Raw genomic sequence first — 20219 nt, forward strand, 5'->3', positions numbered from 1 at the left:
GCTTCGCCCATCTTTTAGTTTAATTTTGCATTATCTTGCTTTTTTAAAGCCTTTAATTTCGCCGGTGTAACATCAGTACCTTCTTCGTTAACAACTTTAATTCCTTTAAGTTCGTTTAACATATTTTGACGAAATCCTTTTAAATATTGTTCACGTAGCGATTGGCGCTCACGTTGTTCTTCTTGAGTTAAGCCTTCAGCTTTTGCTTTTTTCGCTAAGAAGTTAATGCGTTCAATGAGTTCGTGACTTTGCATCTCGAATCCCCCTTTTACTCAAAACTGATTATTATCATACAATAGTTAGTCCTCTTTATCAAGCAATTGCTTTGTATATTCTACATATCTACGATGTACAGTCGCTTTTGAAACATTATGACCAAAGCCGCGAAGCGTTGCCGCAATTTCTTCGAAAGTAAGTTCACTCTTGCGCAAACGTACAATTTCCTCAATCGGCACTTCTTTCTTCTCTCGTCCTACGCTTAAATGACGATTCTTCAAATTATTTTCTGGACGATAACCTTTTTCTACTGCACGTTGCATACCACGTTTAATTTTCAAGTTATGAATCTTTCTTTGATACTCTTCAACAATACCAATAATATCTAATACCATCGAATCAGAATCCGATAATTGTAATTCTCCATTATGCGTATGCGTGTATACTTTTATTCCCTCTTTATGTAAACAGTGCATTAATGCAATCTTTGCATTCCCCCTACCAAGGCGCGTTTCATCTTGTATGAGTAGCACATCAATTTGTTCGTCTCGAATGGTATCTAGCACTTCTAATATACCGTCACGTTCAATCGTATACCCGCTAGCCTGTTCTTCAATTACCTTAGCAACATTCATTTGATAGCGCTCAGCTAAATGCAATAATTCATCTTTTTGACGTAATAATGACGTTTCTTGCGCTTCTTTCGTTGTACTCACACGTGCATAAATAATTGCATTCATTATGAACCCCTCTTTCTCACTATTATTTCCCTCCAGTGTAACATAAATTCGCCTTTTGTTCGAACTTATGTTTGTAGAATGTTTTTTCGCATGTTATACTTATTAATAAGAAAAACGAAAGAAAACGAGGTGTTAGAAAACATGGAAAAGTTAACGAAACGCCAGCAAGACATTCTCGACTTTATTAAGCTAAAAGTACAAGAAAAAGGATATCCACCTTCCGTACGTGAAATTGGTCAAGCAGTCGGCCTCGCTTCTAGTTCTACAGTGCACGGACATTTATCACGACTAGAAGAAAAAGGATATATTCGACGCGATCCAACAAAACCACGAGCAATTGAAATTTTAGGTGACGATCGAATGGATGCAGAAACACAATCTGTTATTCAAGTTCCAATTATCGGAAAAGTCACTGCTGGATTACCGATTACAGCAGTTGAAAGTGTAGAAGATCACTTCCCACTTCCAGCTAGCATTGTTGCTGGAGCAGACCAAGTGTTTATGTTACGTATTTCTGGAGATAGTATGATTGAAGCTGGTATTTTCGATGGAGATTTAGTTGTTGTTCGCCAACAACAGTCTGCATACAACGGTGAAATTGTAGTCGCTTTAACAGAAGATAACGAAGCAACTGTTAAACGTTTCTATAAAGAAAAAGACCATTTCCGTCTACAACCGGAAAACTCTTCATTAGAACCTATCATTTTAAAACAAGTGTCAGTTATCGGAAAAGTAATTGGCGTATATCGTGATTTACATTAAGCATAATAAAAGAAGATAATTACCTTATTTACATACGGTAATTATCTTCTTTTTTTTATTTTGATAGATTTTCATATATTCTATTTCTTATGAACGAGTTTCAATCGTCACATCGCCAGCAGCTGTTTTACCGCTAATCTTTTTACTACCATTACCAATCGTTATATTTTTATTTTCTTCATTAAAAATCATCACTTCACCAGCAGCACTTTGCCCCGTTATAACTGCATCTTGTGGTTTTTCCAATAAAGTTATATCTACATCACCAGCAGTTGAACTTGCCTCTACATCATATTTAGGATCATGATCCATAATGTGCACTTCCCCACTAGCCGACTTCGCTGTTACTTTCCCTATTACTTTTTTAAAGTTCACCTCACCAGCTTTTGTAGATCCCTCCACACTCTTAGCTGTGACATGTTTCAAATCTACTTCCCCAGCCATTGTTCCAACACTTACATGATCACTTTTCACATCACTTATTTCTATTTGTCCAGCGGATGAATTTACTTTTATCTCTTGGTAAGAACGTTCAGGTACAAGGAGAGTTATTGTAGACGTTTGAAACCTAAAATCGTAAAAAGAAAAATCAAATGAACCACCTTTTTCTCTTTCCCCAATAATTTTTAATGTGTCACCATCTTCTGCAATACGAACCTCTTGTTTACGTGCATCTCCTGTGTGCTTTACATAAAAAGAAGAGTCGGGAGATTTTTGGACAACAATATCCCCAGCGTCTAACTTAACTTCTATATTTTTTAATGTTTCGTTTTTAATAACGTCTTCTTTGTTTCCTTTTTCTGCAGTTTGTACTGCTTTTTCATACGTTTGTGAAATCCCTATTACTCCAATAATGATACAAGCGATTGCTACTAACAATATTTTTTTCATCATCTACTCCCCTTTTATCATTTTGAAGTTCCATATTACATAACGTACGCATAACTTTTTAAACCACTTCGTACTATAATAAGCGATAATACATAACAACAAACCTACTCCAACAAACGTTATACTAACGAATACATCCAACCATATAAAAGTACCCATAAATACTTTTCCAATAACGAAAAATGGTGTCACTACACTAGCAATCCCACCGACCCAAAAAGAAAATATAAAAGCGATAATTGCCACTAACGGGCCTAACACAATAATGAAATTAAACAAACTAAGTCCAATCGCTGCCATGACAGCCCTTGTTATATTCGAAGTAGATGGATCCTTTTTCATTTCATCAAAACGATACAAAGCAAGTAAGTCTTTCGCAATTACTTTCGGAGAGCCAAGGCCTTTTATTATTTCCGATTCAGTTTTCCCCTCTTCTTTCCCAAACTGAAAATGCTCTTCATAATCAAATAAAATATCTTTCCTCTCTTCTTCTGGTAACTTTCTAAGATGACTTGATAATTCTTTAAGGAACTGCTCTTTACTCATCCCATTCCACCCCTTCAATAATTTCTTGTACGCCTTTTGCAAAATCACGCCACTCTGTTACTAACAAATTCAATTGCGTTTCCCCTTGCTCAGTTAGTTGATAATATTTACGAGGCGGCCCCTCCGTAGATTCTTTCAAATACGTTTGAAAATACCCTTCTTTCGTTAAGCGACGTAATAAAGGATACACTGACCCTTCCGATATTAAAAATTTATTTGAGATTTGCTGAACAAGTTCATAGCCGTAACAATCTTTACGTTTCACAAGTGCCAAAACACACAGTTCTAACACACCTTTTTTAAACTGAACGTTCAAGGTCAATCCCCCTTTCTCATTTCAGTACTGTTCAATACACGGTACTTGTTATATCCATAATATACCACTTAGTATTATTCATTGCAAGGTACTCATTTATATTCACTCCAAAAATGTAGAAAACGCACAAATAAAAGCCTGAATAATGTCCTGTTATAACTGGCCATCACTCAGGCTTTTATTCGATTCGAACTGTATGAATACAAAAATTCATTCACTCTTTCCCCTCTAAGAACCAACTTCTACTTGTTTACCTAATAAATTACGAAACACACCTTTTCTTTCTCGAGCTAGTTGGCTAAACTCCCCTTGTTGAACAACCTCTCCTTTATCTAATACAATTACTTGATCAGCATTACGTATTGTTGATAAACGATGGGCAATTACGATAATAGTCATTTGACCCTTTAACTCCTCTAATGCACTTTGAATTAACGCTTCGTTTTCTGCATCTAACGCACTTGTTGCCTCATCTAAAACTAAAATGGAAGGTTTTCTCAAAATTGCTCGTGCCAAAACTAATCGCTGTCTTTCCCCACCCGAAAGCTTAACTCCTCTATCTCCAATAAAAGTATCAAGTCTATTTGGAAGCGCTTGTACAAATTCAGCAGCGGCAGCAAAATTTAATGCAGCCCAAATCTGATCTTCACTTGCATTTGGTTCAATCATCAATAAATTTTCTCTTATGCTTGCATTAAATAGGAAGGGGTCCTGCTGAACATAGCTAATAGATTTCCTTAAAGCCAATAAATTATCACTTGCAATAGTCGCATCATCTATTAATACTTGTCCTTTTTCCGGTTGAATCAGTCCCATCAAAATATCAATTAATGTACTTTTTCCAGCACCCGATCGCCCAACAATTGCTGTCATACAATTCGATGGAATTTGCAAATTAATATTTTGAAGAGCATATATAGGTTCGTTTTGGTTGTAACGAAAACTAACATTATTACATTTGATTCCTTCTTGTATAAGTAACGGTTTTATATTTTTAGATGATTGTCTTACATCTCCCAATTCAATTACTTCGTTGCATTCTCTCTCCAATTCTAATAAAGACTTAAAAGCAGGAATATTTGCAGCTAATTGCTCCAAATTAGATTGAATCCCAGTAAACCTAGGCCATAGTCTAGAAAAAATAAGAACAATGACTATTAATTGTCCTGGCTGAGCCTGAAATAATTTTATTGATGTAAAAATAAGTAACACAATTAGAATAGCAGATGCAAACTTATAAAAAAATTGCGATTGATTTTTCAACTTAATATATGCTAGTTGTTCCTTTTCCATTTTTTCACACCAAGTACTGAGCCATGTATACCTAGACTCTTCTAACATGTTACTCTTTATATCTTTAATACCGTTAAAGTGATCTGTTATACCACTAAGATAATCTCTTGCTATTTCAGATGTTTGGTTTCCTAATACCCTTGACTTTTTTATATAATGTTTAGAAAAATATGCAAGTATTAAGCCTGTACATAACACAAAAATTGTTATTTTTATTGAAAACCATAGAGCAATTCCAATTTGTATTATAGTAAAAATAAATGATGTTAAAAGTTGAAGAAATAAATTGGTTCCAACCATAACTCGTCCTAGTTCCTCAGTCAGTGAACTAATCAAATCTGACTTTCTCTTTTTCACAAAGAAACTCCAATTAACTCGTAATAGGGCATGATAAATTTGTAACCTTAAATAGTTTGTAAAGCGCATTATAATTTTCATATTTCGAAGAGCAAGATGTTGTTGTAAAAGCGATTGGACCACCACTAATATAATATAAATGCTTAGGATAAGTAACAACCTTACCGTTTCAGGGATTTCATGTAAAACTTCAATTATCGCTATACCCGGTATTGAACCCATATTTATTTCGATAACGCCACTAATATTAATCATAGGAAGTAATAAAAGAAGCCCTATCCCTTCCAATAAACTAACTAATGCCATCCCAAATAAATTTACATAAAGTATTTTCCCAGAAAAAGCATATAATTTATTCACAAAATACAAGAGATGTTTCACTTTTATTGCCTCCTATGTTAGCTCATGCTTCCTCACCCTTCTCCAGGTGCATAGAAAAGGTCGTAAGGGAAAATACAAAAAATGAAGGTATTTAGGTAACGGTAAAGTCTTTGCATCTATCGGATAAGGATACAAATGACTCAATAGAAATAAAAATCTTTGACGTTTTGACATTAATGAATATAAATGACGGCTGTGATACTTTGATACTTCTTCCGGGATTGGTGGCGTGTGTAGGTTTATCATTTGTTTTAAATAAAACAGTACATCCTGCGCTAATCTCCTAGCATGCTTTTTGTTTGTCCATGTTTTCATTTCTTCAATAACTGTTGAGTTTAGCAATTGATGTGACAGAATCAACGCCTGCCCCACTATATGTCCAGATTGATATTTATTTAATAGCTGATTAATTTCTAACCAATTCTGCTCTTGTTCTATCATTTTATTTACATCTACTAACCAACGTAACCTTGACCATCCATGACGTGCTCCATGAGAACAAAGAAATACAAATAAATCCTCTTTCCCTAATACATATACAGGATTACTTACTAATGTACTTTTTCTTTTCCTCTTCCATAATTCCACAAATTTCATTTCCTTCCCAGGACCTGGATTTAGCCGCCAATGAATTTCCAGTTTAATTTGCTTTTCAGGGTGAAAAAATGTTGTATGATGATGCCTCCATTTCCAATCATTTAATACCGTTTGAATATATTCATCTTTTATATACCCTTGTTCTAAAAGAATTCTTTCGGCTTTCTCCAACTGGTTAATCGGGATAAGAATATCCAAATCACAAGATGTTCTCAAGGAGACATCACCATAAAGATCATGCGCAAGTGCTGGTCCTTTTAAAAAAAGAGTATTAATCTCATTTTCAATAAACCATTTACTTACTTGCTCCATTTCAGCACTTAAAAAGAGCATTCGAAACATATTCTCTTTAAAGTTTTGACGCAATATATTCATAACATGAGATGGAATTAATCCTTTAGTTACTCCGTTCACCTTTGGATAAATATATGGATGCACCCGATGATGCATTGCCAATTCAAGAAACTTATTCCAATCAATATCTACAAGCCACTCACTTTGATTTCCAAGTACGCTATCATCATTACGCAACTTCAAAATTTCCAATAATAATTTTAACTCTTTAGACAGACATTCTACATTAAGATGAAAATCATTACTCATTTTATTCTCCTTTAGTTGTTTTTCAATCTATTTTCTTTGCAAACGTTCCAACTACAGTGAATTTCTCCATCCCTTCCGATCCAGTGATGTAAAAAGGACCACTTCGTAGCCACGCATGAGCAACCATTTTCCCATCTTCATCCTTTGCAGTTCCTAAATAAAGTGTACTCTCAATTTGGCGTCTCTCTAGCATTTTCATCCCAGCTATCGCTTTCACAAGACATTGACTGTCCCAAAGAGTATGGCGACTCGTAATTTGAATAACTTCAGCTATATTTTTAAGCATCCTAATATTAGATTCAACATAATTTAAAGATGTTTCATCCATATAAATACCTAATGTAGGGGCAGACTTAGAGAATGACATAAATTTGAGAATACGAGCCCATCCTAAATATATATATGCCTCCATAAATAAAAATCTTGTCTTCATATCTAGTGATAAAAAAGCAGTTAACTTTTTTACTATATTCATTTATCTCCCTACTTTTTTAAAAAAATAGAATACTAGATCAAATTACTTACTTAACTTCAACCAGCCCTTCTTCTAATAACATTTCTAAAAAGGAAAGAACTTGTCCCTCACATTGTAATTGTTCTACTTCATACTCTGATATTAAAGTAGTAACTAACTCAGTAACTGGTATTGGTTTTTCAATACGTTCCCATATTACTCCTCCCATTTTCCCTAAATTATAATATTTACCATTTTTTATACTTAACATGACTTTTTCCCCATCCATATCACTTACTACATTCCCTTTAACTTGTGCAACACATTGATTTAATAATATTGCCTGATTTTTAATCATAAATTATTCTCCTTTATTTATAGTTGTTAATATTAGAGAAACTAATTGTGGAGCACTATATCCTCTCTCTGGTCTACATAATTCAAATAAATCAACCTTAGTTAAAATAGCAGCAGAGATCGTAAAATGCCATTCCATTAATCCTAAACCTTGGATAAGGAAATTGCGAAATGTATGACGATATAGGGTATAAAACCGCTCAAGTTTTTCTATATGTCGAATTCCCACCTTGCCATCCTCTGTTTTCACTAATTCTACTATCCCTTCTAGTGGGACTGATTCAGCAATATATTCGGAAAAAACTGGAACATTGTATTTGGTTTCCCTACCATATATCGATCGATAGTTGTTTGTACCCATTCCTAAATTATCCAAACTATCTTGCCATAATTTTTGTTGTGGATAAGATGGGATGACTACTGGAGAATTTGTATCACTTGAAAATGCTATCGCTATGACATCATCACTTAAAAATTGATAGCCTTCTTGTATAAATGCTGACGCAAGCGTAGACTTTCCAGCACCTGAATCTCCTACAAATGCATATGCTTTTCCATTAATAATTACCGCACTTCCATGTAATGGATATACTTTTCTTTGCATCAATATGGCACCCATGCAAGTTCCTAAAATCCAAAGTCGAATCATATCCTCTTCATACTCTTTCATAGGTGAAACAAATATTTTATTTCCATCTTGAATAGCAAATATTGCAATATCGGGAACCTGAAACATTACTAAATCTTTTTTAATTACAAATTCGTCTTGTTTATCAGCTAAATCCATCCATAATTCCGACAAATCTTTAATCCTTACCTCAATGTCTATTGAATCCATTTTATTTTGCACATTAGGTAATTCTGGTAATGAAATATCACTAATAATAAATAGGCCAAACGCTTTATATACTATATTGGTTTTAGCTATTAACATTTTTTCACCCCAATATAACGATAGTAATATTAAATCTCCTTATACATTTTCACGTACAAGGAGATTTAGCATGCAAACAATCCATATCAAATATATAAAATCCATTTAACTTTAAACATTTGAGCAAAATGAGTTAAATACTTTATTTCTATTATCTAACTAAAAGTTATATCACCCTTTGGAGTATGGTCAGGAAAAGCAGCATCAGTATACTCTCCTTCTTTCCCCAACATTGTCATCTTCACATCCAACACCTCTAAAATAGGTTTCTCCCATTCTTTTTTCATATGATCACCTCCCTTCAAATAAACGTTTTAATGTACCGATAAACAATTAAACTACGCATTAAAACTTTATAATCGAAATTAATCGCATTTTCAGGGCTCACATCTTCTCTAACCTTGTATAGAGCTTCTTTTATGACCTGACCGTTTAAATACTCTAAAGCTGTTTCATCTACACTTAGTTGCTCTATTTCATCTATAAATGTCTTCCAATATGGCATCATTCGATGGACCCAATCCACACCTTGGACACCTCTAGTTTTTTGATTCAATCTAATCTTATCTGGCAGCATTTTTTCTGTAGATCTTCGGATTAAAGCTCGATCTAATCCATTTTGCACATACTGTTCTTCTGGTACCGATAAACAAAAACGAATTACACGTATATCATTAGTTGGATCACGCTTCCATAATCCATAGCGTAAAGATAGCTTTGCTGCAAGTGTACTACCAGCATTCCAATGAAAAACATCTTCAAAATGTTTTCGGCGTTCCTCATATATATTTGACTCAGAATACCATCCTGTTTGTTCTAACCCATATTCTTTAAATTTCTCGAAAATCCTTGTATTTTTTGCAAATTTCGGATTGATTAACATTGGCTTTTTATTTACTTTATTTTGTGAAAAAATTCGATTCACAGCCGGAAATCCAATCCTAAATATATCTGGTATTCTCCGTAATCTATCTCCACCTGTATTTTTACTATATTGATTTAGTTCTTTATAAAGACGAATCCATTTTAATTTTTTTAGTAGGATAGCATAGTACTCTAAGGCATATCCCCACGAAATGGTGAAATTCCCTCTATCACCATTTAATAACACGCCAACGCCTTCCTCATGAGCTTTTTCAAACATCCCTTTTAACCAAAATGAGTTTTCAAAGAACTTATATGGCGTCTCTAGTATTTCTAAAAAGCTATCTATCTCTGAATATGAATTTTTCCCCTTAAAATCTAAGTAATGCTCCCTAACTCCTCCTACATATTCTATAGTTGATTTGATATACACACTCTCATTAGGCACTAGCTGTTTAGGTGTAAAATCCACAAAATCATGTGGCGGAATATAACTGAAAGTATGTAACCGTTTATTTTCTTTCCTCATTGTATTTACCGCAAAACTCACAACAGCCCCTGAATCTAATCCACCACTTAACTGAGCACCTACATTAAGGTTTGTACGTAATCTATCATCTACCGCTTTTTGAAAAACCTCTTGAAATGCTTCTATGTACTCTTCGTTTGACTTTAATTCCAACCTCTCGTTTACAGTTAGAGTACAATATCTCATAAGCTTTATTTTATTTTTATCTATCACAATACTATGTGCTGGAGGTACTTGTTCTATGTGTTTATACGGTGTGATTGAAGTATCTACCGCATCTATCATTCCAGATACCGCCAAATACTCAGCTAACCATAGTTCATTTAATTCCTTACGTACATACGGTAATGATAATAACGGACTTATTATCGTACAAAAAGCAAATCGTTGATGGTCACGAAAATAATAAAGAGTTCGACTTCCTGAAAAATCCCTTGCACCAAATAGTTTTTGGTTACGTTCATCCCAAATCATAAAAGCAAAGTCGCCAACTAAATACTTCGGGGACTCCTCTCCCCATTTTTGATAAGCACGTAAAATCAATTCACTGTCAGCAATCCCTTTTCTTTCAACATTATCCACTTGCAACCTATCAAACAATTCCGTTCTATTATCAATGATTGCATCAGCAGTAATAATTAATTTCGATTTAACATCATAATAAGGTAATTGTTCACCGATTGATTCTGGTGTGATCCATTGGGCATGGCAACCAAAGAATATATGTTCTTTATGCCATATTCGAATATCATCAGCAGGGTACTTACTTAAACACCCCATTAGTCCTCTTCCATGTTCAATCGATACAGGCTCGTTATTAAAGTGAATAATGCCAGCTATAGCACTCATTTTTCCCTCCTATTGTGTAATAAGTTGCTATAAATTCTTATATATATCTATTTAATGCTTACACTCTTCGTAATAAATTCTTTTTAAAGAACAAATCAACATATACTCCCGTGGTTAAGTAAATAATCCAATTACGCCAAGGTATAGATATGCTAAAAATAGCATTATATTTATCGTGAGTCAATCAAAAAAACAGTAAATTCAAATAATTACTTCAGGATAACCATCCTTTATAAAGAACGATAATTCAGATATATGATTCCAATATTCTTTGCCCTTTCTCCAACTATCAAGAAGTATCTATATATCAAAAACATTCACTTCTTATTTCTCTTCAACATATTCCATTTTATATTAATTTAATTATAGCCTGAATAACTCTCCGCTGATCCTCATCCGTCATATTGGACCCAGAAGGAAGGCAAATCCCATTTTTAAATAACTTTTTCGATACATCCTTATCTTTCTGATGAAAATAAAATTTATTTTTTTTAAACAGCGGCTGTATATGCAATGGCTTCCATGTAGGGCGTGCTTCAATGTTTTCCTCAGCTAAATCTGTCAATAATTTTTTAATAGTGATACCAGATTCCTTTTCATCAATCAGCATAGTTGTCAGCCAACGATTCGAACGAGTGTTTTCTAATTCCGGCATAAAACAAAATCCCGGTATGTGAGATAACCCTTCATAGTACCGATTAAATATAGATCTTCTAGCACGCACCCTATCTTCTAATACTTCTAATTGTCCTCTCCCAACACCAGCTAATATATTACTCATTCTATAATTGTAACCTATTTGACTATGCTGATAGTGAGGTGCTGGATCTCTTGCTTGAGTTGCTAAAAACTTTGCTTTGTCTATCGCTTCCGTATCATTAGAAACTAGCATTCCACCACCTGAAGTTGTAATGATTTTATTTCCATTAAATGAATAAATCCCAAACCTCCCGAATGTACCACTTGCTTTTCCTTTATATGTAGAACCTAGAGATTCTGCTGCATCCTCAATTATAGGAACATCATAATGATTACAAAGCGAAAGAATTTCATCTAACTTAGCACTCTGACCATATAAATGAACAAGAATAACAGCCTTAGGTAATTTCCCTACTTTATTAGCATCATGCAACGCAAGTGCTAGAGCTTGTGGTGACATATTCCATGTTTCCGGTTCTGAGTCAATAAATACCGGTTCAGCTCCTAAATAAACAATCGGATTCGCACTTGCTACAAAAGTGAAACTTGAACAAAATACTGTATCTCCCTTTTGAACGTTTAATAATCGCAAAGCTAGATGAATGGCAGCAGTCCCTGAACTAACCGCAGCTCCACCTTTAACTCCTACAAAAGAAGCAAGCTCTCTTTCAAATTCATCTACATTTGGACCAAGAGGCGCAATCCAATTTGAATCAAAAGCATCTTTTATATATTTCTGTTCATTTCCACTCATGTGTGGAGAGGAAAGATAAATTTTCTCCTTATTTTTTATCATCATTCTTCATCTCCTCTCAATTTACTACATTAATAACTTTGGCTGGAATACCAGCAGCAGTACAATTAGATGGAAAATCGTTTATAACTACAGAACCAGCTCCAACAATAGACCACTTACCAATTTGAACACCTGGAATTATAGTAGCTGATGCTCCTATATGTGCCCCCTCTTCTATAGTGACAGAACCTGTAAGTGTAGCATGTGGTGAAATATGAACAAAATCATCAATTATATTATCATGTTCTATTATTGAGCCCGTATTTATTATAGTATGGTTACCGATGAAAGTATCCGCATTAACAACCACATTTGGCATAATTACCGTTCCGTTTCCTATATAAGCATTTGAACTTATAATGGCTGTTTTATGAATTAAAGTAGCATATATGCTACTTGGTTGATTTAATATTTCTGAAATTTCTCTTCTTATTTTATTATTTCCTATAGCAATCACGAGCTTTACATTATTAAAATTATTGATAATTTCCCTTGCATCTGCAATTGCTCCAAAATAAAGATTGTCTACAATATTTATATCTGTGTACAAATCATCTAAATAACCGACTATTTCATATCCTTCATTTGATAAGATTATATCCCTCACAACCTTGCTATGCCCACCACATCCTATTATTAAAATTTTCATTTTCCCTCCCCCTTTATTTCTATTTTCCCTCCAGTAAATCTCTCCATTGTCACATGCCCTACATGATTTATTCCCTCTGTTTTAAATACTTTTAATATTGTAAGTACAATTATTTTCAAGTCTAGTAAAAAAGAGTGATTCTCCACATACCATACATCCAATTCAAATTTTTCTTCCCAGGTAATCAAATTCCTACCATTTATTTGTGCCCATCCCGTAATTCCTGGTTTTACATTATGCCTTTTAGCCTGTTTACTAGAATATAGAGGTAAGTATTCCATCAATAATGGCCTTGGACCTACTAAACTTAAATCACCCCATAGAACATTCATCAGTTGGGGTAACTCATCTAAACTATATTTTCTAAGAATTGCCCCAAAAGTAGTCAATCTATTTTGATCTGGAAGTAATTCCCCATCACTCCCTTTCTTATCTAGCATAGTTCGAAACTTATAAACATTAAACGGTTTTCCATGCAGTCCTGGACGCTGTTGTTTAAATAGCACAGGAGATCCTAATTTAAGCCTAACTAAAATCGCTACAACAAGAATAGGAAGCAAACATACAAATAATAACAATAAAGAAATACATACATCAAAAATTCTTTTCATGTACTATCCTCCTTACTTATTTACGTTTAATACCCCTAACACGAAGAACCATTTAAAACTTTATATGCAATTAAACAAAACAAAAGACAACTACAGTTAGTTGCCCCTTGTTTTGTTTAATTACGTCATCTTTCATTAATTCTATCTCATCAAATAGTTTAAACATAGCTAGCCTATGTGAATATTCCCATGGGGTAGCACTGCTTATTTACAAAGGACCTGTTACTCCATTAGTTTCTATAACTTTACATGTACGGATCAAAGACGCCATTAATATAATTATCCTTTTTTATATGTTCATCCCTTAATTTGATAATTACTGTGTCAACAATATTATCTTTAAAAATTAAAGTGATTGAGGATGAAATCTGATTTGCATTCACGCCTATCATACTTTTATTTGACCTAAATATATTATTTTCTATTAACATAAACTCACTCGTAAATGTTTCATTCCAAAAATTAATTATACTGTCTGTCGATTCCGAATTAAGGTATTCAAATGCATTATTATTAAATTCTATTCTCCCACCAATGTCCCATAAAAAAAATGCGGAGCCCGATCTTCCTCCTCTAAAATTACTATTTTTCACTTTTAGCATTGCTATCCTTTGAGAAGACTCAACAGTAAAAAGATTATAAGCATCCCAACTAAATGAACATCCATTAAATTCATATTCTGCTTGAGGAGTTTTTGTAACAAATGATATTGTACCGCTGTTCTCAAATTTACATCCCGTATATACTCCTGGCGGTAAATTCGTAATGATTCCTTGCGGGTGTTTCGTATCTATAAAAGAAATATTATTTAATCTCCATCCATTTTTCATACCAGGTGATACGCCTGTCAAACTTGTACCCTCTACAGCGCCTCCTTTAATAACACAATCTGATATAGTTTGCGGTTCTGCTGAAAAACCAATTATTGAACCTAACTGTGAAAAAGAATGAAATAAATCTCGATCACTAAAAAATTCACATTGGTTCACTTGAATACAATAAGCTTTATCTCTTCCCATTAACAATGCGCTATTATGGAAAATACAGTTACCAATAAGTGCTTCTTTATCCCCTTGATCTATCGTGACTCGAGTAGCATACATTTGATTATTCGTAAAAGTTACTTCTCCGCTTAAAACACAACTTACTTCCCTTAAGTGATTATTGCTTACAATCACTTTCTCTACATTTTCGCCTACTACTAATGAATTATTAACTAATTTATTTTGAATGATATTAATATATCTACCACCGACTACAACAACGTTATATCCCTGATTATCATATATGTTATTACGCTCAATGTTTATATATTGATTTAATCGATATCCATCTTCAATATCTATTGCTCCCTGAGGCGCTGTACCTTTCATTTTGTAAATTTCACAATCTCTAATATAAATTTGTTTCGCGCCAGATACGCTTATCCCAAGCCTTCTACAATCATGTATTTTACATTTCTCAATAAATACATTTCGGGAAAATTCCGGAATTCTAACAGTTATTTTACAACCGTTTTCTGCAGGTATTGTACCTTGGTGAAGTACTATTTTCGCATAATCTGCTTCTTTTGGAACACTCACTTCTTCAAAAAACTTTACTCTCTTCGCAGCCGTTACAAAAGTATTATCAGTCTTATAAAATAACACATCATATAATTCTGTATATATTTCTGAACCAGTTCCACCATAGCCATCTCCATACAAACCGAAATATCCCCATTTTATAATGCTACTATGATGTAAATCTATTTTTAAATTCGATCTAATTTTATTATCATCTACTATTAGGGAACCATTGACATCACTAATCCCTCCTATTTCAAATGTACCAGCAAAATCATATTCTCCAATTTGTCCCCATGTACTTTCCATCGCTATCCCATCGCCAGTACAATTTAAGATTTCCATATTATCTATTGAAATGTAATTCATATTACTCCCCTCAACAGGAGTCGTATTTCCTACTTCAATCCCATATCCCCATTCATGAGTATGAGGAATCGTTGTATAATCATGTGTATCTTTATCCCCTTCAATCCTTCCATTCGTAACTCGAGAAAATTTTTGATTTCTTTGATATCGTACGATTGCATATTTTACTAATCCATTACTTCTTATTTTTAAAGTAGATCCACCTAAATTTAAAGTCATAAAGCTTTGTGGCTCAATTGGTGTATTTTCGTCAATTAAATATGTCCCCATGGGTAAAACAACTTCTATAAATCCTTGTTGAGATGCCCACAATAATGCATTATTAATCCCTTTAGAAGTATTATCCGCGTCCGTTCCATCATTTTTAACATTCCATCTCTCTAACTCAAGAAAATACGTGCCCGAAACCACATTAGCAGATTCTGTTTCTCCAACCAGTGATTTTCTGGACTTAAAACCTCCAAATGTATTGCTTTTAAGTTTACTTACTAACCTCTCAAATGTATTCTCTGTTGATACTTTTACATTCCCTTTTTTCGTCCCAATAAATAACTCATTAGTATCTATACAAAAACAAAATTCTCCCTCGCTTAACACAGGAAGATTACTTTTCAAAACACATGTCACCTGAAATTTTGCCATGATTTATATATAACCTCCAACTAAGATAGAAGTTGAACTTTCACAGAAAATTCAAACTCACATCAGTAGATTGGGATAAATATTTTATATTCCGCTTACATACGTATCCCTTTAATAGAATACTATGCATTATATAAATACGATGTTAGGGCTAATGCTTCATGCTTTCTAATTAAAATCAAGTTTCGTTTCATACTAATAGGCTTCAACAATACTATACTTCCTTAATAATTCAAATCGGTATAATGCCTATACTTTTTATACTTAAATAACGTTTTGTTTCTTTTTAATTTGTAAAAACATCATACTAAAAATATTCCTTATATATTGAAATTCTGTGCTTTTATAAAAAGTTAATACGTATATTACATTTGGTACTAATAAGCAAATCACACCTTTTCCGACTAACGAAATAAAAGTACTACCTTCTATGAAATAATTACATATACTTGTAGTAATGAAACCTGTTACGACAGTTAAAAATATATAAAATACGTATGTTGTAAAATAACTCCAAACTGATTTCTTAAAAAGATTTTTATATACAATATAAGGCTGAATCCAAAGTACAGTAGCAATTGTACTAATCGCCGTTCCTATGAATATACCTACCAATCCAAACATTTTGGCTAATAGAATAGATAAACTTAAATTGATTATCGCTTCAACTAGCGGAATATACTTATCTTGTACAAATAATCCTGCTTTATTTTTAAAAATAGCTATCGCAGTTCGCATCCCTGTTAAATAAAAGTTTATGAGTATCACTACAAAAACTATGTTATTTAATAAATACTTCTTATCAAGCCACCATCCTATAAATGGCTCTAACAGATTAAATAAAAATATGGTACAAAAAGAAAAAATCCAAAAATTCACTAAATAAGTCACTTTAAATATTGCATAATTTTTGTCATTATTCTCAGTTGCGATTAGATTTCCTACACTAGCCTCAATACCATTTAATATAGGATTTACTACAGCTGCTAATTGATTTATTATCATTGTATAGTTTGAATATATCCCTACCATAGCAAGGCCTACAAAAGATGAAATCAGTATATTATCAGTTCCAAATACAATATATCCTCCAATATTATGCAAAAACATCGCCTTTACATTTATAATTAATTTTTCTTTCGTATCATTATCTATAGAATATTTCTTTTTTGTCTTTATATAAGGATAGTTCTTATTAACAATCCTACCGTTTACCACATTTTGAATTACATATATACTCAACTCTATAATTAAATACAATATATAATCTTTCGTGTGCATTAGTATAAATATTTTGAATATTGTAGTTAGCACTTGAAATAAGAGATCCATCCTAGCCAATATGTATCCTCTTTGATCTGCTTGTATTAAAGACCTCTTATGAGCATTTAAATAGGTAACTACATTTTTTACCACGAATATCGAATAGATTATCGCAACATTCGATATAGACGCCCCATCTTTCATTAAATAACTTAAAAAGGGATATATCATAACACTTATTACTAGAATAATGATTGCTAAAATCTGATAAATTTTTTTATATAATTGAACTAGAGCTATAATTTTATACTGATTATTTTCTGCCAATGGTTTATACAAATTGTATACTATACTTGCCCCTATACCAGCTTCAATTAACACCAACATGGATAAAACATTAATTAACAAGCCATCTATCCCTAAATACTCTATTCCTAAGCTATCTAAAAAAACTTTCCTAGATATAAACCCTAGAATAACAATAACCATTTGAGAAAATATACTTATTGATATATTCTTGATTGAATGCATCGTTCGCATGATTAATCCCCTTCATAAGTTAAACTAAACTATCGATAGGTGAATATTAAAATTGTATTATTTTGGATAATACTCACTCCTATTTTTTAAAATCCCAGTTGTAGCTGCCACTTCTTCATACCTATCACCTTTTTGCAAAATTATTAATTAAAAATTTATACAATAATGGATGTAACTTGGTCGCCAATAATAAAAACTTTACACTTTTCCCATACTCTTTTAAACGCATTGTTTTATAAAAATAACGATTCAATATACCAATAACCTTATAATATTTACTCTTATGCTCATTAAGTTTTCCACTCACTGATATTAAATTTAAAACTACCATCGAACAATTTCCTAGTTTTAATATAACTAAGTTATATAACTCCTTATAATATCGCCCCATAAATTTACACATTTCATCATAGATTAAGACTGAATCAATTTTAATTTCTTTTACAGCCTGGTCCATCATACTATTATCACGCTTTATATAATGATATTTAGGTTCTCCTATGAAACATACTTTTTTACACTTATGAATAACTTTATACGTAAACGCTGTATCTTCATATGACATACCTACTGGAAATTTAATCCCCTCTAATAATTGTCTTTTGAAAAGTTTAGTCCAAACAACTTCATCATACAAATCCCCTTCTAGCATCGCTTTCATCGCGCTATATCTATTATGAATAACAAACGGATGATTGCTTGAAATTACTGTTTTATCCTTGTAATGAATTTCACTACTACAAATAGCTATATCACAATCCTGTTCTACACACATACCATATAACAATTCATACATATCCACTTCTATCCAATCATCACTATCAACAAATCCTATATAATCTCCCTGCGCTATTTCTAATCCAGCATTTCTTGCAGAAGATAATCCACCATTCTCCTTATGGATTACTTTAATTCGGCTATCTTGAGTCGCATACCCTTCACAAATCTCACCACAACTATCAGGAGATCCATCATCAACAAGTATCAACTCAAACTCTTTGAACGTTTGCTTTAATATAGAATCAATACATTTATGAATATATTGCTCAACTTTATAAACGGGAACAATAATACTAATTTTAGGATTCATAATTGCACCCTTTCATTTACAATTAACTTAGAAAACGATTTACCTTTTCTAAGTTGTTAAATTCCTCTTCTAACAAATTAGACGTTACCTCTTCGCGCACTCTTTGTTGATCCAAAAGATATTTAATCTTGTTATATAGACTTCCCTCATTACATTCAGCAACAAAACCATTATATCCATCTATTATTTGCTCATTTGCGCCTGTAAAATTAGTCGTTACAATAGGTCTTTTTAAACATTTCGCCTCAGCTAACGTGAGGCAATACCCTTCATGCCTAGAAGTTTGAACATATATATCTGATTGATTTACATATGGATACGGGTTTATTGCTGATCCTAATAATAGAAAATCCTGTTTCAAATTATACTTACATATTAGTGTCTCATAATACCCTCTATTCTCTCCTTCTCCGATACAGTACCATCGTACTTCGTATCCCTCCTTACGTAGCATTGATAAAACTTTAATTGCAAGGTCTTGACCTTTTTCTTTTGAAAGTCTACCTACTGTTACTATCTTCATACCTTTATATTCATTATCAAATTCTACTTTTTCTTTCGCCATTTCATTTATTACATCTGGAAGTACAATATTTAAAAAAACACTTGTCTTACTTTTTACTTTAGGAAACTTCTCTATTAAATGTTTTTGTGCTTCTTTAGAAACTACATATATATTATCCAGCTGATTATATAATTTCTCATATAATTTTGTATTAACTTGATGTTGAAAAACATCAAAATGGATCCAAGAAATTTTCTTTTCTGAAGTCACTCTATTAACTATATAATAATCAATTATGTCAGTAGGACCTTGATATGCTATTGCAATATCATAATTATTCTTATTATGTGGAATATCTTTAAAAATCTCTTTATAGAAAACATATCTATCCTTTAAATTTTTTGATACCACATAAGTGAGTAAAAAATTCAAACCCTTAATATACTTTGCATTTTCAAAGTACTCTTTAATCGTTTTCTTTGGTGGTTGCATAATTTTAGGCTTCAAGTTTTCAAACCAAGTAACTTCTTCTATCTTTACCCAACTTGGTAATTGTTTTAAAAACCCCCCTCGCTTCTCCAGCATCAATACTGTGACATCATACTTTTCTTTTGGTATTACAGATAACAAAGAAAGAAGTGATTTTTCTACACCACCTATATTCATACTACTTACCATAAATAGCACTCTCTTCATAACTATCTCCTTCTACCACCTAAAAGTTTTATATCAAAATAAAAAAACACCCTCGAAGATGTTTTCACAAAAAACATAATTTATAATAGCGAAACGTCCATATTT

Annotated in this window: 20 protein-coding genes; 1 reads left to right on the top strand and 19 read right to left on the bottom strand. The window is 32.7% G+C overall.

The genetic code is table 11. The features are described 5' to 3' along the window. Window positions 1–14: 14 nt before the first annotated feature. Both MHB74_RS17845 and MHB74_RS17850 read right to left on the bottom strand, forming a co-directional pair. Window positions 15–254 carry a DUF896 domain-containing protein gene (locus MHB74_RS17845; protein WP_061677971.1) on the bottom strand — a complete coding sequence of 80 codons (240 nt, stop codon included), beginning with the start codon at window positions 252–254 and terminating at the stop codon, window positions 15–17. Window positions 255–299: 45 nt separating this feature from the next. Then, the gene (locus MHB74_RS17850) at window positions 300–956 is read right to left on the bottom strand and encodes a YneB family resolvase-like protein (RefSeq protein ID WP_061677970.1); all 657 of its coding nucleotides are present in this window, start codon (window positions 954–956) and stop codon (window positions 300–302) included. A gap of 141 nt (window positions 957–1097) precedes the next feature. Between MHB74_RS17850 and lexA the strand changes: the two genes are divergently transcribed. Next, window positions 1098–1718 carry a transcriptional repressor LexA gene (lexA, locus tag MHB74_RS17855; RefSeq protein ID WP_016086752.1) on the top strand — a complete coding sequence of 207 codons (621 nt, stop codon included), beginning with the start codon at window positions 1098–1100 and terminating at the stop codon, window positions 1716–1718. An 87-nt stretch (window positions 1719–1805) separates the two neighbouring features. Here lexA and MHB74_RS17860 read toward each other — a convergent pair whose 3' ends face one another. The 17 genes from MHB74_RS17860 to MHB74_RS17940 all read right to left on the bottom strand — a co-directional run bounded on the left by MHB74_RS17860 (window position 1806) and on the right by MHB74_RS17940 (window position 20114). Beyond that, a complete protein-coding gene (locus tag MHB74_RS17860) occupies window positions 1806–2612 on the bottom strand; it encodes a DUF4097 family beta strand repeat-containing protein (RefSeq protein ID WP_061677969.1) in 807 nt (268 codons plus the stop codon). After that, window positions 2613–3155 carry a DUF1700 domain-containing protein gene (locus MHB74_RS17865; RefSeq protein WP_000032406.1) on the bottom strand — a complete coding sequence of 181 codons (543 nt, stop codon included), beginning with the start codon at window positions 3153–3155 and terminating at the stop codon, window positions 2613–2615. After that, window positions 3148–3471: a PadR family transcriptional regulator gene (locus MHB74_RS17870; protein WP_001102620.1), complete on the bottom strand. Its 324-nt coding sequence runs from the start codon at window positions 3469–3471 to the stop codon at window positions 3148–3150. Before MHB74_RS17870 ends, MHB74_RS17865 begins: the two co-directional genes overlap by 8 nt. 228 nt (window positions 3472–3699) lie before the next feature. Continuing rightward, window positions 3700–5502: an ABC transporter ATP-binding protein gene (locus MHB74_RS17875; protein WP_061677968.1), complete on the bottom strand. Its 1803-nt coding sequence runs from the start codon at window positions 5500–5502 to the stop codon at window positions 3700–3702. Window positions 5503–5514: 12 nt separating this feature from the next. Continuing rightward, complete coding sequence (locus MHB74_RS17880; RefSeq protein WP_061677967.1) at window positions 5515–6702, bottom strand: nucleotidyltransferase domain-containing protein; 1188 nt, start codon at window positions 6700–6702, stop codon at window positions 5515–5517. Between the two features lie 22 nt (window positions 6703–6724). Further along, on the bottom strand, window positions 6725–7177 hold the full coding sequence (locus MHB74_RS17885) for a lasso peptide biosynthesis B2 protein (RefSeq protein WP_061677966.1): 453 nt from the start codon (window positions 7175–7177) through the stop codon (window positions 6725–6727). A 46-nt stretch (window positions 7178–7223) separates the two neighbouring features. Continuing rightward, entirely contained in the window at window positions 7224–7514 is a 291-nt protein-coding gene (locus MHB74_RS17890) for a lasso peptide biosynthesis PqqD family chaperone (RefSeq protein ID WP_061677965.1), read from the bottom strand. Between the two features lie 3 nt (window positions 7515–7517). Then, window positions 7518–8447, bottom strand: coding sequence for an aldolase (locus MHB74_RS17895; RefSeq protein ID WP_061677964.1), 930 nt, complete (start codon window positions 8445–8447; stop codon window positions 7518–7520). A gap of 155 nt (window positions 8448–8602) precedes the next feature. Then, on the bottom strand, window positions 8603–8734 hold the full coding sequence (locus MHB74_RS17900) for a paeninodin family lasso peptide (RefSeq protein ID WP_116758355.1): 132 nt from the start codon (window positions 8732–8734) through the stop codon (window positions 8603–8605). 14 nt (window positions 8735–8748) lie between these two features. Continuing rightward, entirely contained in the window at window positions 8749–10689 is a 1941-nt protein-coding gene (locus tag MHB74_RS17905; protein ID WP_061677963.1) for a lasso peptide isopeptide bond-forming cyclase, read from the bottom strand. Window positions 10690–11038: 349 nt separating this feature from the next. Further along, entirely contained in the window at window positions 11039–12184 is a 1146-nt protein-coding gene (locus tag MHB74_RS17910; RefSeq protein WP_061677992.1) for a DegT/DnrJ/EryC1/StrS family aminotransferase, read from the bottom strand. A 16-nt stretch (window positions 12185–12200) separates the two neighbouring features. Further along, on the bottom strand, window positions 12201–12833 hold the full coding sequence (locus MHB74_RS17915; RefSeq protein WP_061677962.1) for an acetyltransferase: 633 nt from the start codon (window positions 12831–12833) through the stop codon (window positions 12201–12203). Next, the gene (locus tag MHB74_RS17920; protein WP_000821041.1) at window positions 12830–13444 is read right to left on the bottom strand and encodes a sugar transferase; all 615 of its coding nucleotides are present in this window, start codon (window positions 13442–13444) and stop codon (window positions 12830–12832) included. The genes MHB74_RS17915 and MHB74_RS17920 overlap by 4 nt, the downstream gene beginning before the upstream one ends. A gap of 245 nt (window positions 13445–13689) precedes the next feature. Beyond that, window positions 13690–16020 (bottom strand): right-handed parallel beta-helix repeat-containing protein, encoded by a 2331-nt coding sequence (locus tag MHB74_RS17925; protein WP_061677961.1) that lies wholly within the window; start codon window positions 16018–16020, stop codon window positions 13690–13692. Between the two features lie 264 nt (window positions 16021–16284). Then, window positions 16285–17823: a lipopolysaccharide biosynthesis protein gene (locus MHB74_RS17930; protein ID WP_061677960.1), complete on the bottom strand. Its 1539-nt coding sequence runs from the start codon at window positions 17821–17823 to the stop codon at window positions 16285–16287. A 124-nt stretch (window positions 17824–17947) separates the two neighbouring features. After that, entirely contained in the window at window positions 17948–18913 is a 966-nt protein-coding gene (locus MHB74_RS17935) for a glycosyltransferase family 2 protein (RefSeq protein WP_061677959.1), read from the bottom strand. A 22-nt stretch (window positions 18914–18935) separates the two neighbouring features. Then, window positions 18936–20114, bottom strand: a complete 1179-nt coding sequence (locus MHB74_RS17940; protein WP_061677958.1) for a glycosyltransferase — start codon at window positions 20112–20114, stop codon at window positions 18936–18938. Between the last annotated feature and the right edge of the window lie 105 nt (window positions 20115–20219).

The organism is Bacillus sp. FSL K6-0069 (genome assembly GCF_038007785.1).
In the GTDB taxonomy this organism is placed as follows: Bacteria; Bacillota; Bacilli; order Bacillales; family Bacillaceae_G; genus Bacillus_A; species Bacillus_A mobilis.

Coding starts and splice junctions, on each gene's coding strand:
- MHB74_RS17910 (WP_061677992.1), bottom strand. CDS start 12,184: ATGATAAAAAATAAGGAGAAAATTTATCTTTCCTCTCCACACATGAGT.
- MHB74_RS17890 (WP_061677965.1), bottom strand. CDS start 7,514: ATGATTAAAAATCAGGCAATATTATTAAATCAATGTGTTGCACAAGTT.
- MHB74_RS17880 (WP_061677967.1), bottom strand. CDS start 6,702: ATGAGTAATGATTTTCATCTTAATGTAGAATGTCTGTCTAAAGAGTTA.
- MHB74_RS17860 (WP_061677969.1), bottom strand. CDS start 2,612: ATGATGAAAAAAATATTGTTAGTAGCAATCGCTTGTATCATTATTGGA.
- MHB74_RS17905 (WP_061677963.1), bottom strand. CDS start 10,689: ATGAGTGCTATAGCTGGCATTATTCACTTTAATAACGAGCCTGTATCG.
- MHB74_RS17925 (WP_061677961.1), bottom strand. CDS start 16,020: ATGGCAAAATTTCAGGTGACATGTGTTTTGAAAAGTAATCTTCCTGTG.
- MHB74_RS17885 (WP_061677966.1), bottom strand. CDS start 7,177: ATGAATATAGTAAAAAAGTTAACTGCTTTTTTATCACTAGATATGAAG.
- MHB74_RS17845 (WP_061677971.1), bottom strand. CDS start 254: ATGCAAAGTCACGAACTCATTGAACGCATTAACTTCTTAGCGAAAAAA.
- MHB74_RS17940 (WP_061677958.1), bottom strand. CDS start 20,114: ATGAAGAGAGTGCTATTTATGGTAAGTAGTATGAATATAGGTGGTGTA.
- MHB74_RS17930 (WP_061677960.1), bottom strand. CDS start 17,823: ATGCGAACGATGCATTCAATCAAGAATATATCAATAAGTATATTTTCT.
- MHB74_RS17865 (WP_000032406.1), bottom strand. CDS start 3,155: ATGAGTAAAGAGCAGTTCCTTAAAGAATTATCAAGTCATCTTAGAAAG.
- MHB74_RS17935 (WP_061677959.1), bottom strand. CDS start 18,913: ATGAATCCTAAAATTAGTATTATTGTTCCCGTTTATAAAGTTGAGCAA.
- lexA (WP_016086752.1), top strand. CDS start 1,098: ATGGAAAAGTTAACGAAACGCCAGCAAGACATTCTCGACTTTATTAAG.
- MHB74_RS17900 (WP_116758355.1), bottom strand. CDS start 8,734: ATGAAAAAAGAATGGGAGAAACCTATTTTAGAGGTGTTGGATGTGAAG.
- MHB74_RS17850 (WP_061677970.1), bottom strand. CDS start 956: ATGAATGCAATTATTTATGCACGTGTGAGTACAACGAAAGAAGCGCAA.
- MHB74_RS17915 (WP_061677962.1), bottom strand. CDS start 12,833: ATGAAAATTTTAATAATAGGATGTGGTGGGCATAGCAAGGTTGTGAGG.
- MHB74_RS17920 (WP_000821041.1), bottom strand. CDS start 13,444: ATGAAAAGAATTTTTGATGTATGTATTTCTTTATTGTTATTATTTGTA.
- MHB74_RS17895 (WP_061677964.1), bottom strand. CDS start 8,447: ATGTTAATAGCTAAAACCAATATAGTATATAAAGCGTTTGGCCTATTT.